10 protein-coding genes are annotated in these 13,133 nt (G+C 71.9%); 6 read left to right on the forward strand and 4 right to left on the reverse strand.

From position 1 onward, the window contains the following. Positions 1-31 precede the first annotated feature (31 nt). A complete protein-coding gene (locus ACYVLJ_RS16700) occupies positions 32-1,471 on the reverse strand; it encodes a DUF1996 domain-containing protein (protein WP_460439259.1) in 1,440 nt (479 codons plus the stop codon). Positions 1,472-1,691: 220 nt separating this feature from the next. Here ACYVLJ_RS16700 and ACYVLJ_RS16705 point away from each other — a divergent pair, with 220 nt between their 5' ends. Both ACYVLJ_RS16705 and ACYVLJ_RS16710 read left to right on the forward strand, forming a co-directional pair. Then, a complete protein-coding gene (locus ACYVLJ_RS16705) occupies positions 1,692-2,492 on the forward strand; it encodes a substrate-binding domain-containing protein (protein WP_460439260.1) in 801 nt (266 codons plus the stop codon). A gap of 17 nt (positions 2,493-2,509) precedes the next feature. Further along, a complete protein-coding gene (locus ACYVLJ_RS16710) occupies positions 2,510-3,634 on the forward strand; it encodes an acyl-CoA dehydrogenase family protein (protein WP_460439261.1) in 1,125 nt (374 codons plus the stop codon). Here the strand turns inward: ACYVLJ_RS16710 and glpK (ACYVLJ_RS16715) are convergent. Beyond that, positions 3,631-5,580: a glycerol kinase GlpK gene (glpK, locus tag ACYVLJ_RS16715; protein WP_451980496.1), complete on the reverse strand. Its 1,950-nt coding sequence runs from the start codon at positions 5,578-5,580 to the stop codon at positions 3,631-3,633. The two genes, ACYVLJ_RS16710 and glpK (ACYVLJ_RS16715), sit on opposite strands and share 4 nt — an antisense overlap. A gap of 127 nt (positions 5,581-5,707) precedes the next feature. Beyond that, positions 5,708-6,475 (reverse strand): IclR family transcriptional regulator, encoded by a 768-nt coding sequence (locus tag ACYVLJ_RS16720; RefSeq protein ID WP_451980499.1) that lies wholly within the window; start codon positions 6,473-6,475, stop codon positions 5,708-5,710. Positions 6,476-6,627: 152 nt separating this feature from the next. Between ACYVLJ_RS16720 and ACYVLJ_RS16725 the strand changes: the two genes are divergently transcribed. From ACYVLJ_RS16725 to ACYVLJ_RS16735, 3 genes are read left to right on the forward strand one after another with little or no spacing between them, the layout of a single operon-like run. Beyond that, positions 6,628-7,449, forward strand: coding sequence for an MIP/aquaporin family protein (locus tag ACYVLJ_RS16725; protein WP_451980502.1), 822 nt, complete (start codon positions 6,628-6,630; stop codon positions 7,447-7,449). Positions 7,450-7,465: 16 nt separating this feature from the next. Next, a complete protein-coding gene (glpK, locus tag ACYVLJ_RS16730) occupies positions 7,466-8,983 on the forward strand; it encodes a glycerol kinase (protein WP_460439262.1) in 1,518 nt (505 codons plus the stop codon). A gap of 17 nt (positions 8,984-9,000) precedes the next feature. Beyond that, positions 9,001-10,689 (forward strand): glycerol-3-phosphate dehydrogenase/oxidase, encoded by a 1,689-nt coding sequence (locus ACYVLJ_RS16735; RefSeq protein ID WP_460439263.1) that lies wholly within the window; start codon positions 9,001-9,003, stop codon positions 10,687-10,689. 10 nt (positions 10,690-10,699) lie between these two features. Here the strand turns inward: ACYVLJ_RS16735 and ACYVLJ_RS16740 are convergent, their stop codons facing one another. Further along, a complete protein-coding gene (locus tag ACYVLJ_RS16740) occupies positions 10,700-11,572 on the reverse strand; it encodes an aminoglycoside phosphotransferase family protein (RefSeq protein WP_460439264.1) in 873 nt (290 codons plus the stop codon). A 91-nt stretch (positions 11,573-11,663) separates the two neighbouring features. Between ACYVLJ_RS16740 and argG the strand changes: the two genes are divergently transcribed. Further along, on the forward strand, positions 11,664-13,118 hold the full coding sequence (gene argG / locus ACYVLJ_RS16745) for an argininosuccinate synthase (protein ID WP_460439265.1): 1,455 nt from the start codon (positions 11,664-11,666) through the stop codon (positions 13,116-13,118). Positions 13,119-13,133 lie beyond the last annotated feature (15 nt).

The following is a 13,133-nucleotide window of genomic DNA, read 5'->3' on the forward strand; positions in this document are numbered from 1 at the left end:
GGTGGGAACCCGAATTACCACTCACGACGCCTCACTGGTTGCAGCGCTTGCCGGTGTTGATGCAGTTGACGACCTGGTTCATCAGCCGCTGGCCCATGACGTTGGCGAAGTCGTCGTGGTCCGAGCGGGGGTTGTGGCTTTCCTGCGGGAAGGCGTCCACTTTGTACTGGCCCTTGACCTGGACGTCGTGCGGGATGTCGTAGACCAGCTTGATCACCAGCTGCGGCACGTTCTCGAAGCCCTGCGGGCACTTGCCCTGCTGGTCGGCGAACACGATGTGCGTGCGGTGGTTGGCGCTGTCGATGTTCTTGCCGTCCCAGCAGTTCGGGAAGGCGTGGATGCGCTCCACCCGGCTGCCCTGCGGGCAGATCGGGTAGTGGTCGGTCAGCCGGTCTTCGAAGCCCGTGCACGTCCAGCTCGGCCGGGCGTTGGCCGGGCCGTTGGTGCTCTGCTTGGCGTCGCCGTAGAGAATGCGGAGGAACTGCGGCATCGCGACGACCTTGTTCGCGCCGCCGCTGGTGAACGTGATCGTCGCCGAGCGGACCCGCTGGATCGCGCCGTCGTTGCCGGCCACTTCGTTCTTGTCGTTGACGCCGGGCAGCGCCGCGGGCTGCCCGGTGCTGTTCTGGCCGCCGTTGTCGAGCCCGCCCTGGCCGTTCTGCTTGAGCACGCACGCCGCGAGCCCGCCCAGGTTCGTCGGCTTCGCCGCCCGGCGGCCGATCGCGATGGCGATCCGGTCGATCGTCGCGGCGCGCTTGTCCTTCAGCGGGCCGACGACGGCGTTCTGGATGTCCTGCGGCGTCTTCAGGTCACCCTTCGCGATCCGCGCGTTCGCCTCGTCGATCTGCTTGTCGAGCAGGTCGAGGTTGCGGTTCACCTCGTCCATCGCCTGGTCGGGGACGTCGGGGAGCTTGCTCGCGACGTCCGGGCAGTCGACCTGGGTGCTCGCCTTGTCGCTCGCGCTGCCGGCGCGGTCGGGCTGGGTGGCGGGCGGGTTCTCGTCCTCGCCGCCGGTGTCGATGCGGACGACGGGCCAGAAGTACGCGGACTTGTCGCCGTTGCGGCACGTCGTGCCGGCCTTCGCCAGGCTCTTGTTGTTGGAATCGGCGTTCGTCGAAAGGTTTCCGACGTAGTCGTGCAGGTGTTGGGCGCCGTTCTTGACGCCGGGCTGGGCGATGAAGTTGTCGGGGTTGAAGTGCTGGTTTTCGTTGCGGCCGCAGTCGACGGTGAACGTGCCGCGCGCGCCTTTGCCCTGCAGCGCTTTGTTCACGTTAACACCAGCGGGCACCTTCGCGATGTCGATGAAGAACGACGCGTCGGCGGGGTCGGCGCTCGCTTCACCGGTGCGTCCGGCCGTGGTCGCGACCACGATGCCGCCGGCGGCGAGCGCGAGGGCCAGGCCGCCCGTCGCGATCTTGGTGCGGCGGGTGATGCGATGTCTGCCCGTGGCGGGGGAGGTTTTCCGGGGCATGGTCACCTTCTTCGGTTGTTCCGGGCACGACGGGACCGGCCTGCGTGCCCGGCGGGGAAACGCGCGGAACCCGGGGGAGCGACCCGGCTTCCGGGGTCACTGGTTCCGGCACTGGCAGAAACGGGCGCGGCGCGGAGCCGGTTCAACGCCGTTATCGGTTTGTTATTTATGGAAGGTGAAGGAAGTTCGCGTCCAGTCGTGTGATCGTTAACATCGGCGCATGCCCGACGACGCAGGTCCAGCCCGGCGGGGCACGCTCGGCGTGATCGCCACCGGCACCGAAGCGTCGGGCCCGGTCCTGCACGGTCTCCGCGCGGCCGCCCGCGAACACGGCTTCGCCCTCAACGTCTTCAGCGTGCCGGGGCACGGCCGCCCGGCCGTGCTCGCGGCGGTGGCGGGCCTGCGGCTGCAGGGCGTTGCGGGGATCGTCGTGCTGGACCCGCGGCTCGTCGAGGACCTGCCGCGCGCCCTCGGCGTCCCGCTGGTCGCGGCCGCGTCCGCCGACCAGTACGAGGGCGCCCGAAGAGCCACCGAGCACCTCCTCGAGCTCGGCCACCCGACGGTCTGGCACGTCGGCGGCCCCGAGAACCGCCCGGTCGCCCGCGACCGGGAGCGGGGCTGGCGCGAAACGCTGGAACGCCACGGCGCCGACGTGCCCCCGGTCGTCCGCGGCGACTGGTCGGCCCGCTCCGGCTACCGCGCCGGGCAGTCGCTCGCCGTCGAAGCCGGGGTGTGCGCGGTGTTCACGGCCAACGACCACATGGCCCTCGGCCTCCTGGCGGCGTTCGCGGAGGCGGGGATGCGGGTCCCGCGCGACGCGCACGTCGTCGGCTTCGACGACGTCCCCGAGGCGGCCTACTTCGCGCCGCCGCTGACGACGATCCGCCAGGACCTCGTCGCCGCGGGCCGGCAGACGCTGGCGGTCCTCACCGCGCTGATCGACGGCGTGGCCCCGCTACCGCGCATCCCGGTCGAAGTGCGGCTGGTGGTCCGGGAAAGCAGCCGTCCGTCGGGGCCCTGAGCGGCTACCCTGAAACGATGGCGCGCACCTGGGGGACCTCGCCGGCGTTCGACGCGGCGCTGGCGGAGGTGGCGAGCCGGGCCGGGGAGTTCACCCGGCGGCGGCACGTGCCGCCCGACGTCGTCGGCAAGTTCCGCCTTGCCGGCTTCTACCGCGCGACCACCCCGAAGCGGTTCGGCGGCGACGCGCGACCGCCCGCGGAGTTCCTCCGCATGGTCGAGCGGATGTCCGAAGTGGACGGTTCGGCGGGCTGGGTCGCGAGCTTCGGCTCGTCGGGGGTCTACCTCGCGGCCCTGCCACCGGAAACCCAGGCGCTGCTCTACGCCGACGGGCCCGACCTCGTCTTCGCCGGCGCGCTCTTCCCCGTGCAGCCGGCCGAAGCGGTGCCCGGCGGCTTCCGCGTGCGCGGGCAGTGGCGCCTGGCCAGCGGCTGCCTCGCCGCCGACTACCTCGGCGTCGGCATCGGGGCCGGCGAAACCGGCCGGCCGCGCACCGCGGTGCTGCCCGCCGCCGACGTCGAGGTCGTCGACACCTGGGACGCGGTCGGGATGCGCGGCACCGGCAGCCACGACCTGCGCGTGGACGGCGTCGTCGTCCCGGCGGAGTGGACGTTCGTCCGCGGCGGCGCGGCCACGATCGACGAGCCGCTCTACCGCTACCCGGCGCTCGCCTACGCCGCCCAAGTGCTCGCGGTGGTCAACCTCGGCATCGCGCGCGCCGCGCTGAACCACGTGACCGGCTTCGCCGCCGGCCGCACCGGGCTCACCGGCGGGCCCGCGCTCGCCGACCGCGCGTACGCCCGGATCGCCCTGGCGAAAGCCGAAGCGGACCTCCGTTCGGTGCGGGCGTTCTTCTACGAGGCCACCGACGAAGCCTGGGAAGCGGCGCTGGCGGGCACGCCGGAGCCGGCCCAGGCGAGCCTGCTCCGGTTGGCGGCGGCGCACGCGGCCCGCGTCGGCTTCGAGGTGGTCGAGGCGGCGTACCGCCTCGGCGGGACGGCGGCGATCGGGAGCGACCATCCGGTGCAACGTCACCTGCGCGACGCGGCGGTGGTGCCCCAGCACGCGTTCCTCACCGAAGGCGTGTACGACGCCGCGGGCGCGGTCTTCCTGGGCGCGCAGCCCTTCCCGGGCTATCCCTAGAGCGTCAGCCGGTCGCCGAGGTCGCGGACGTGCGCGGCCTCGCCGCAGCCGAGGCCCAGCTGGCGGCGGCGCTCCGCCACGAACGCCCGGCCGAGGCCCGTCCGGTCCGAAGTGGACATCGTGCGGCGCAGCTCGTTGAGCAGGCCGCGTTCCTCGCCGCGGACGTGCGCGTCGACGACGTTCTCCAAGCGCAGCAACGCCTTCTCGAAGTCGTCGCCCTCCAGCACGGCCAGGAGGTCGTCGGCGAACGGTGCGCCGGGGCCGGCGGGCCGGACGATCCGCTCGGTCGCCGTCGCGTGCGCGACCAGCAGCGCCGCCAGCTCCGCGACCAGCGCCGGGCGGTCGGCCTCGGTGTTGCGCAGGTCGCGGAAGAGCTGCTCGAACCGTCGGTGGTCGGCCAGCAGCACCTCGACCAGGTCCGAGCCGGGCGCGACCGCGGCCGGGCCGGGACGCATCCAGCCGAACGTCAGCTCCACCGCCTGGCGCCAGTGCGCGTACTCGGAGTCGCGGCGGGCCGGGTCCATCGCGGGCAGCCACTGCCCGGCGCGGTGCCAGTTGCGCCGCAGCCCTTCGAGGTCCGGCCAGTACCCGACGGACAGCCCGGCCGCGTAGGCCGCGCCGAGCGACACCGTCTCGGCCACCATCGGGCGGACGACCGGCACGTCGAGGACGTCCGCGACGAACTGCATCAGCAGGTTGTCGGCGGTCATCCCGCCGTCGACCTTCAGGGACGAGAGCGCGAGCCCGGAGTCGGCGTTCATCGCGTCGACGACCTCGCGCGTCTGCCAGCCGGTCGCCTCCAGCACGGCCCGCGCGAGGTGGCCCTTGGTGATGTACGACGTCAAGCCGGCGATCACTCCGCGCGCTTCGCTGTGCCAGTGCGGCGCGAACAGGCCGGAGAACGCGGGCACGATGTAGCAGCCGCCGTTGTCCTCGACCGTCCGCGCGAGGGTCTCGATCTCAGGCGCGCTGCCGATCAGCTCGAGGCCGTCGCGGAACCACTGCACCAGCGACCCGGTGACGGCGATCGAGCCTTCCAGGGCGTACACCGCGGGCTCGTCGCCGATCTTGAAGCCGACCGTGGTGAGCATGCCGTGGGTGGACAGCACGGGTGTCGAACCGGTGTTGAGCAGCAGGAAGCTGCCGGTGCCGTACGTGCACTTCGCCTCGCCGGGCGCGAAGCACGTCTGGCCGAACAGCGCGGCCTGCTGGTCGCCGAGCGCCGCCGCGATCCGGATGCCCGGGACCACGCGGGACGTCGTCCCGTAGACCTCGGTAGACGAGCGGATCTCCGGCAGCATCGCGCGGGGGACGTCGAAGAAGTCGAGCAGCTCGTCGTCCCAGGACAGCGTGCGCAGGTTCATCAGCATGGTGCGCGAGGCGTTGGTGACGTCGGTGACGTGCACGCCGCCTTCGGACCCGCCGGTGAGGTTCCAGATGAGCCAGGACTCGATGGTGCCGAACAGGACGTCGCCGCGCTCGGCGCGTTCGCGCAGGCCGGGCGTGCGTTCGAGCAGCCAGCGGACGCGCGGCGCGGAGAAGTACGTCGCCAGCGGCAGGCCGCAGAGCTGCCGCACGCGGTCGGCGCCGGGTTCGCGGGCCAGTTGTTCGAGCATCGAGTCGGTGCGGGTGTCCTGCCAGACGATCGCGCGCCCGATCGGGTTGCCGGTGTGCCGGTCCCACAGCACGGTCGTCTCGCGCTGGTTGGCGATCCCGAGCCCGACGACCTGGTCCGCGGTCGCGCCGGCGTCGGCGAGGGCCTGCGGCACGATCCGGGACAGGTTCCGCCAGATCTCGACGGCGTCGTGCTCCACCCAGCCGGGCCGCGGGAAGTGCTGCTGGTGCTCCCGCTGCACGACCGAGACGAGCCGGCCGCGGGCGTCGAACAGGATGCACCGGGTGGAGGTGGTGCCCTGGTCGATGGACATCACGTACCGCTGGACCACGCCTGCACCTCCTCGCGAGCCGAGTGCCCGGGATGGCCGGGTAGTGCGCGGCGGGGATCCCGCCCGGCGGCGGGCGTGCCGGGGGCGGGGGACCGGCGGGGTCGGTCGTCGGGCACGCGCACCTCCTTCACCATCGGGACGCACCCAGGTCGCGGGACACCGCGCGCGCCGCGTCGCGGACGTGGCCGAGCAGCCGGGGGCTCGGGCCGCCGTCCGGCTCGCAGACGCGCTCCACCGCGCCCGTCACGCCGATCGCGCCGACCACGATGCCGCCGTGGCCGCGGATCGGCGCGGCGATCCCGGCCTCGCCGGAGATCATCTCGCCGTTCTCGACGGCCCAGCCGGCCTCGCGCACCTTGCCGCAGGCGCGCTTGATCGCCGTCTGCGTGACCAGGGTCCGGCGGGTGTAGGCCTCGGGTTCGCCGGTGCGCAACGATGCCACGAGAGTCGTGTCGTAGGCCAGCAGCACTTTGCCGAGCGCGGTCGCGTGCAGCGGCAGGAGCGTGCCGACGTCGAGGGACTGCAGGCTGTCGTCCGGGCGGAACACGTGGTGCACCACCAGCACCCGGCCCTCCAGCGGCGCCCCGATCCGGACGGCCTCGCCACTGCGCGCGGCCAGCGCGTCCGCCCAGTTGATGGCCCGCGACCGCAGCTCGTTGACGTCCAGGTAGCTCGTGCCCAGGTGCAGCAGCGCGGCGCCGAGCTGGTACTTGCCGGTGTCGCGGTCCTGCTCGACGAACCCGACGCCCTGCAGCGTGCGCAGGATCCCGTGCGCGGTGCCCTTGGCCAGCTCGAGGGATTCGGCGATCTCGCCGACACCCAGGCGGCCCGTGCCGCGCGCCAGCAACCGCAGGATCGCGGCGGCGCGTTCGATGGACTGGATCGGACCGGGCACGGCCCCAACCTAACCCGACCGGCCCTGATTCGACAATGTCGAACATCCACATCGGCCGTTCGACAATGCCGACCGGCGTCCGTTGACCGCTCCGCAACCCGAACTTAACTTTCACTCACCAGGGGGAAGAACGGTCCTTTGTGGAGGAAGCAATGGTGCGAAACCTCAAGGCCCACGGGCTCGCCGGCGAGATGGCCGCCGAGTTCGTGGGGACGATGATCCTCATCCTGTTCGGGTGCGGGGTGGTGGCGCAGGTCGCCGCCGCGGGCATCGGGGACCACGACAGCATCGCCTGGGCCTGGGGACTCGGCGTCACGCTCGGTGTCTACGTCGCTTCGCGGATCAGCGGCGCGCACCTGAACCCGGCCGTGACCGTCGCGCTGGCCGTGTTCAAGGGCTTCGAATGGCGCAAGGTCGCCCCCTACGCCCTGGCCCAGACCGCCGGCGCGTTCCTCGCCGCGCTGCTCGTGCGCTGGAACTACACCGAGGTGCTCCACGCCAAGGACCCCGGCCTCACGATCAAGACCCAGGGTGTCTTCTCGACCCTCCCGGGTAACGGCACGCTCCCGGTGGGTGACTGGGGCGCCTTCCGCGACCAGATCATCGGCACCGCGATCCTCGTCCTGGTGATCTTCGCCATCACCGACCTCCGCAACACCTCGCCGGGCGCGAACCTGGCGCCGGTCGTCGTCGGCTTCCTGGTCGTCGCGATCGGCATGGCCTGGGGCACCGACGCCGGCTACGCGATCAACCCGGCCCGCGACTTCGGCCCCCGCCTGGCCTCCTGGCTGACCGGCTACGACACGGCCTGGTCCGACCAATACGGCTTCCCCTACTGGTGGATCCCGATCGTGGCCCCCGTCATCGGCGCGGTCATCGGCGGCGGGATCTACAAGTTCCTCATCGAGCGCCACCTGCCCGCGGGTGAGCCGCTCGACGCCATGCCCGCCAAGGACCTCGAGCCCGCCAACTGAGTGAGGAGCACCCCCCATGCCTGACTACGTCGGCGCGGTTGACCAAGGCACCACCAGCACCCGCTTCATGATCTTCGACCACGGCGGCAACGAGATCGCCCGCCACCAGCTCGAGCACGAGCAGATCCTGCCCAAGCCCGGCTGGGTCGAGCACGACGCCACCGAGATCTGGGAGCGCACCCGCTCGGTCATCGCGACCGCGCTCAACAAGGCGAACCTGACCCACAGTGACCTCGCCGCGCTCGGCATCACCAACCAGCGCGAGACGACCGTCGTGTGGAACCGCCGCACCGGACGCCCGTACTACAACGCGATCGTCTGGCAGGACACCCGCACCGACCGGATCGCCTCGGCGCTGGAGCGCGAGGGCAAGGGCGACGTCATCCGCCGCAAGGCCGGCCTGCCGCCCGCGACGTACTTCTCCGGCGGCAAGCTGCAGTGGATCCTCGAAAACGTCGACGGCGTCCGCGAAGACGCCGAGAAGGGCGACGCCCTCTTCGGCACGACGGACTCGTGGCTGATCTGGAACCTCACCGGCGGCCCGGACGGCGGCGTCCACGTGACCGACCCGACCAACGCGTCGCGCACCATGCTGATGGACCTCGAGACCCTCGAATGGGACGACGAGCTCCTGTCGTTCTTCAACGTCCCGAAGCAGATGCTGCCGGCGATCCGGCCGTCGTCGAACCCCGGCTTCTTCGGCACCACCCGCGCCGACGGCCCGCTCGGCGGCGAGGTCGCGCTCACCGGCGTCCTCGGCGACCAGCAGGCCGCGACCGTCGGCCAGGTGTGCTTCCGGCCCGGCGAGGCCAAGAACACCTACGGCACCGGCAACTTCCTGCTGCTCAACACCGGCCACGAGCTGGTCCGCTCGAAGCACGGCCTGCTCACGACGCTGTGCTACCAGTTCGGCGACGACAAGCCGGTCTACGCGCTGGAAGGCTCGATCGCCGTCACCGGTTCGGCCGTGCAGTGGCTGCGCGACCAGCTGGGCATCATCAGCGGCGCGGCGCAGAGCGAGAGCCTGGCCCGCCAGGTCGAGGACAACGGCGGCGTCTACTTCGTCCCGGCGTTCTCGGGCCTGTTCGCGCCGTACTGGCGCTCGGACGCCCGCGGCGCGATCGTCGGGCTCACCCGCGCCACGACCAACGCGCACATCGCGCGGGCCACCCTGGAGGCGATCTGCTACCAGACCCGCGACGTCGTCGAGGCCATGCAGAACGACTCGGGCGTGACCCTCGACGTGCTGCGTGTGGACGGTGGCGTCACCGCCAACGAACTGTGCATGCAGCTGCAGGCGGACATCCTCGGCGTGCCGGTGTCGAAGCCGGTCGTCGCCGAGACCACCGCGCTCGGCGCCGCCTACGCGGCCGGGCTGGCCGTCGGGTTCTGGCGCTCGACCGATGAGCTCGAACAGAACTGGAACGAGGACAAGCGCTGGGCGCCGTCGTGGACGGACGAGCAGCGCGCGGAGGGCTACGCGGGCTGGCAGAAGGCCGTCGGCCGCACGCTCGACTGGGTCGACGTGCAGTGACCACAAGGAGGAACACCGTGACACCGCTATCCCCGGCTTACCGCGCGGAGACCCTGCGCAAGCTGGCTCGTGAAGAGGTCGACGTCCTGGTCGTCGGCGGGGGAGTGACCGGCGCCGGCGTCGCGCTCGACGCGGCGTCACGGGGGCTCTCGACCGCGCTGGTCGAGGCCCGCGACTTCGCCGCCGGCACGTCCAGCCGGTCGTCGAAGCTGATCCACGGCGGCCTGCGCTACCTGGAGCAGCTGGACTTCAAGCTGGTGCGCGAAGCCCTGAAGGAGCGGGGCCTGCTGCTGCAGAAGCTGGCCCCGCACCTGGTGCGGCCGGTGAAGTTCCTGGTCCCGTTGCAGCACCGGGTGTGGGAGCGCGGCTACATCGGCGCCGGCGTCACGCTGTACGACACCCTCGGCGGCGCGCGGGCCCTGCCGAGGCACCGGCACCTGTCGAAGCGCGGCGCGTTCAAGGCCGCGCCGGGCCTGGCCGACGACGCGCTGATCGGCGCGATCCAGTACTACGACGCCCAGGTCGACGACGCCCGCCACACGATGACCATCGCGCGGACGGCGGCCGAGCAGGGTGCTTCGGTGCTGACGCGAGCCCGCGTGACGTCGCTGCTTCGCGACGGCGAGCGGGTGGTCGGTGCGAAGGTCGTGGATCGCGAGAGCGGCGTCGAGTTCGAGATCCGGGCGCGCACGGTGGTCGCCGCGACCGGCGTGTGGAGCGACGACATGGCGGAGGCGGCCGGGATCCCCGCGCCGTTCACCGTGCGCGCGTCGAAGGGCATCCACCTGGTGGTGCCGCGGGAGAAGATCGACCTCGACACCGGGCTGATCCTGCGCACCGAGAAGAGCGTGCTGTTCGTGATCCCGTGGGGCCGCCACTGGATCGTCGGCACGACGGACACCGAGTGGGACCTCGACCGCGAGCACCCGGCGGCGAGCCGCGCGGACGTCGACTACGTGCTGGACCACCTCAACGCCGTCCTGCGCACCCCCGTGACGCACGACGACATCGAGGGCGTCTACGCCGGGCTTCGGCCGTTGCTGGCGGCGAAGGCGGCCGCGACGACGAAGCTGTCGCGGGAGCACGCCGTGGCGCACCCGGTGCCGGGCCTGGTGATCGTGGCCGGCGGCAAGTACACGACGTACCGGGTGATGGCCGCGGACACCGTCGACGTCGTGGTCGAGGAGGTCGGCCGCCCGGCCCCGCCGTCGTGGACCGACCGGCTGCCGATCGTCGGCGCCGAGGGGTACCACGAGCTGTGGGAAGACCGGTACTCGGTCGCGTCGAAGACGGGACTGTCGCTGACCCGCGTCGAGCACCTGCTGCAGCGGTACGGGACGCGGATCTGGAACCTCGTCTCGCTGATGGAAGAAGACCCGTCGCTGGCTTCGCCGATCACGGAGACCTCCGAATACCTTCGCGTGGAAGCCGTGTACGCGGTTTCGCACGAAGGCGCGTTGCACCTGGAGGACGTCCTGACCCGGCGGACGCGGATCTCGATCGAGGAACGCGACCGCGGCGTCGCGGCGGCCCCGGTCGTCGCTTCGCTGATGGCACCGCTGCTGGGCTGGGATGCGCACCGCACGGACCGCGAGGTGGCGAACTACCTGGCCCGCGTCGAGGCGGAGCGCTCGGCACAGGAAGCCCCGGACGACGCGGCGGCGAACGCCACCCGCCTCGCGGCGCCGGCGCTCCTGCCGGGCTGATCCGGCGTGCTCACGGGGCGGGGCGGCAGCCCAGCTCCGTGAGCACGTACCGGGCGTTGGCCGAGATGACCGGGTTGGTGTGGCGGTAGTACGGGAGCTGGATCACGGCCATCGACAACGCCCGGCCGCGGCCGCGCGCCCAGGTGGCGTCGTCGGGAGCCACGGCGTCGCGGAAGGCGTCCCGGGTGTCCGCGGTCAGCAGGTTCCACGCGGGGATCAGGTCGATCGCCGGGTCTCCGAGGCCCGCGGTCGCCCAGTCGAGGACGCCGGTCAGCCGGCCGTCGCGCAGCAGCAGGTTGCTCGGCATCAGGTCCCCGTGCACCCAGTGCGGCGGCCCGGTCCACGGGGGAGCGTCGAGTGCTTCCACCCACACCGCCAGCGCGGCCGCCGGGTCGAACGGCTCGCCGGTGCGGCTCAGCTCGGCGATCGCCTCCCGGGTGGCCGAATCCACTGTGGACAGCGGTCGTCCGCGACGGGCCGGCGGACCCGCTGCCCGGTTCGCCCGGACCGCCAGGACGAACTCCGCCAAGCCGCGGGCCGCGCGCCCTTCGAGCGCCGGTGAGCCGTCGAGCCAGCCGTGCACGGCCCACGGCCAGGGGTACCCCTCGGCCGGCTCGCCGACCGCGACGACGGCCGGGACCGCCACCGGCAGGTCACCCAGGGTGCCGAGGACCCGGCGTTCTCGCTCGATGTCGGCGGTGCCGCCCGGGGTGAGCGGCAGCCGCACGGTCAGTGCGTCGCCCAGGCGGTACACCGCGTTGACCGTGCCGCCGGAGGCCAGGGGAGTGACCGGCAGCTCCGCCCAGCGGGGGAACTGCCCGCGCACCAGCCGCCGGACCAGGGCGGTGTCGATGGCGTGCTCGTCGGCGTGCATCCGGCCCATGTGATCACCGAACCACGCACGTCAACGGGGTTTCCGTGACGCCGGGCACCCCGGATTGCACGACGATGCATGGCCGTGCATAATCATTCGCATGTCCAAGGTGCTCACTTCCCTGCCCGTCGGCGAGCGTGTCGGTATCGCCTTCTCCGGTGGCCTCGACACTTCCGTAGCGGTCGCGTGGATGCGCGACAAAGGCGCGGTCCCCTGCACCTACACCGCCGACATCGGCCAGTACGACGAGCCCGACATCGAGTCGGTGCCCGGCCGGGCCGGGCAGTACGGCGCCGAGATCGCCCGCCTGGTCGACTGCAAGGAAGCCCTCGTCGAGGAGGGGCTCGCGGCGCTGACCTGCGGCGCGTTCCACATCCGCACCGGCGGCCGCAACTACTTCAACACCACCCCGCTCGGCCGCGCGGTCACCGGCACGCTGCTGGTGCGCGCGATGCTCGAGGACGACGTCCAGATCTGGGGCGACGGCTCCACCTACAAGGGCAACGACATCGAGCGGTTCTACCGCTACGGCCTGCTGGCCAACCCCTCCCTGCGCGTCTACAAGCCGTGGCTCGACGCGGACTTCGTCACCGAGCTCGGTGGCCGCAAGGAGATGTCGGAGTGGCTGCTGGCCCACGACCTCCCGTACCGCGACAGCACCGAAAAGGCCTACTCGACCGACGCCAACATCTGGGGCGCCACGCACGAGGCGAAGTCCCTGGAGCACCTGGACACCGGGATCGAGATCGTCAAGCCGATCATGGGCGTGGCGTTCTGGGACCCCGAGGTCGAGATCGCGACCGAGGACGTCACGATCGGCTTCGAGCAGGGCCGGCCGGTGACGATCAACGGCAAGGAGTTCGCCACCGCCGTCGACCTGGTGCTGGAGGCCAACGCCATCGGCGGGCGGCACGGGCTGGGCATGTCCGACCAGATCGAGAACCGGATCATCGAGGCCAAGAGCCGCGGCATCTACGAGGCGCCGGGCATGGCGCTGCTGCACGCGGCCTACGAGCGGCTCGTCAACGCCATTCACAACGAGGACACCCTCGCCAGCTACCACAACGAGGGCCGCCGCCTCGGCCGGCTGATGTACGAAGGCCGCTGGCTCGACCCGCAGGCCATGATGCTGCGCGAGTCGCTGCAGCGCTGGGTCGGCACCGCGATCACCGGCGAGGTGACGCTGCGGCTGCGCCGCGGCGAGGACTACTCCATCCTGGACACGACCGGCCCGGCGTTCAGCTACCACCCGGACAAGCTGTCGATGGAGCGGACCGAGGACTCGGCGTTCGGCCCGGTCGACCGGATCGGCCAGCTGACCATGCGGAACCTCGACATCGCCGACTCGCGGGCCAAGCTCGAGCAGTACGCGAGCCTCGGCATGGTCGGCGGCACCTCGCACACGCACCCGAAGCTGATCGGCGCCGCCCAGGCCGCGTCGACCGGCCTGATCGGCGCGATGCCCGAGGGCGGCGCCCAGCAGATCGCCTCGCGCGGCAAGACCGACGACGTCGAGCTGCTCGACAGCGCCGCGATGGAGTTCGGCACGGACTGATCCGCAGGACCCGAA

Source organism: Amycolatopsis stemonae, assembly GCF_054781455.1.

What these genes read in the sequence shown, in the direction of transcription:
- ACYVLJ_RS16700 (WP_460439259.1), bottom strand. Translation starts at nt 1,471, where the DNA reads ATGCCCCGGAAAACCTCCCCCGCCACGGGCAGACATCGCATCACCCGC.
- ACYVLJ_RS16705 (WP_460439260.1), top strand. Translation starts at nt 1,692, where the DNA reads ATGCCCGACGACGCAGGTCCAGCCCGGCGGGGCACGCTCGGCGTGATC.
- ACYVLJ_RS16710 (WP_460439261.1), top strand. Translation starts at nt 2,510, where the DNA reads ATGGCGCGCACCTGGGGGACCTCGCCGGCGTTCGACGCGGCGCTGGCG.
- ACYVLJ_RS16725 (WP_451980502.1), top strand. Translation starts at nt 6,628, where the DNA reads ATGGTGCGAAACCTCAAGGCCCACGGGCTCGCCGGCGAGATGGCCGCC.
- glpK (WP_460439262.1), top strand. Translation starts at nt 7,466, where the DNA reads ATGCCTGACTACGTCGGCGCGGTTGACCAAGGCACCACCAGCACCCGC.
- ACYVLJ_RS16740 (WP_460439264.1), bottom strand. Translation starts at nt 11,572, where the DNA reads ATGGGCCGGATGCACGCCGACGAGCACGCCATCGACACCGCCCTGGTC.
- argG (WP_460439265.1), top strand. Translation starts at nt 11,664, where the DNA reads ATGTCCAAGGTGCTCACTTCCCTGCCCGTCGGCGAGCGTGTCGGTATC.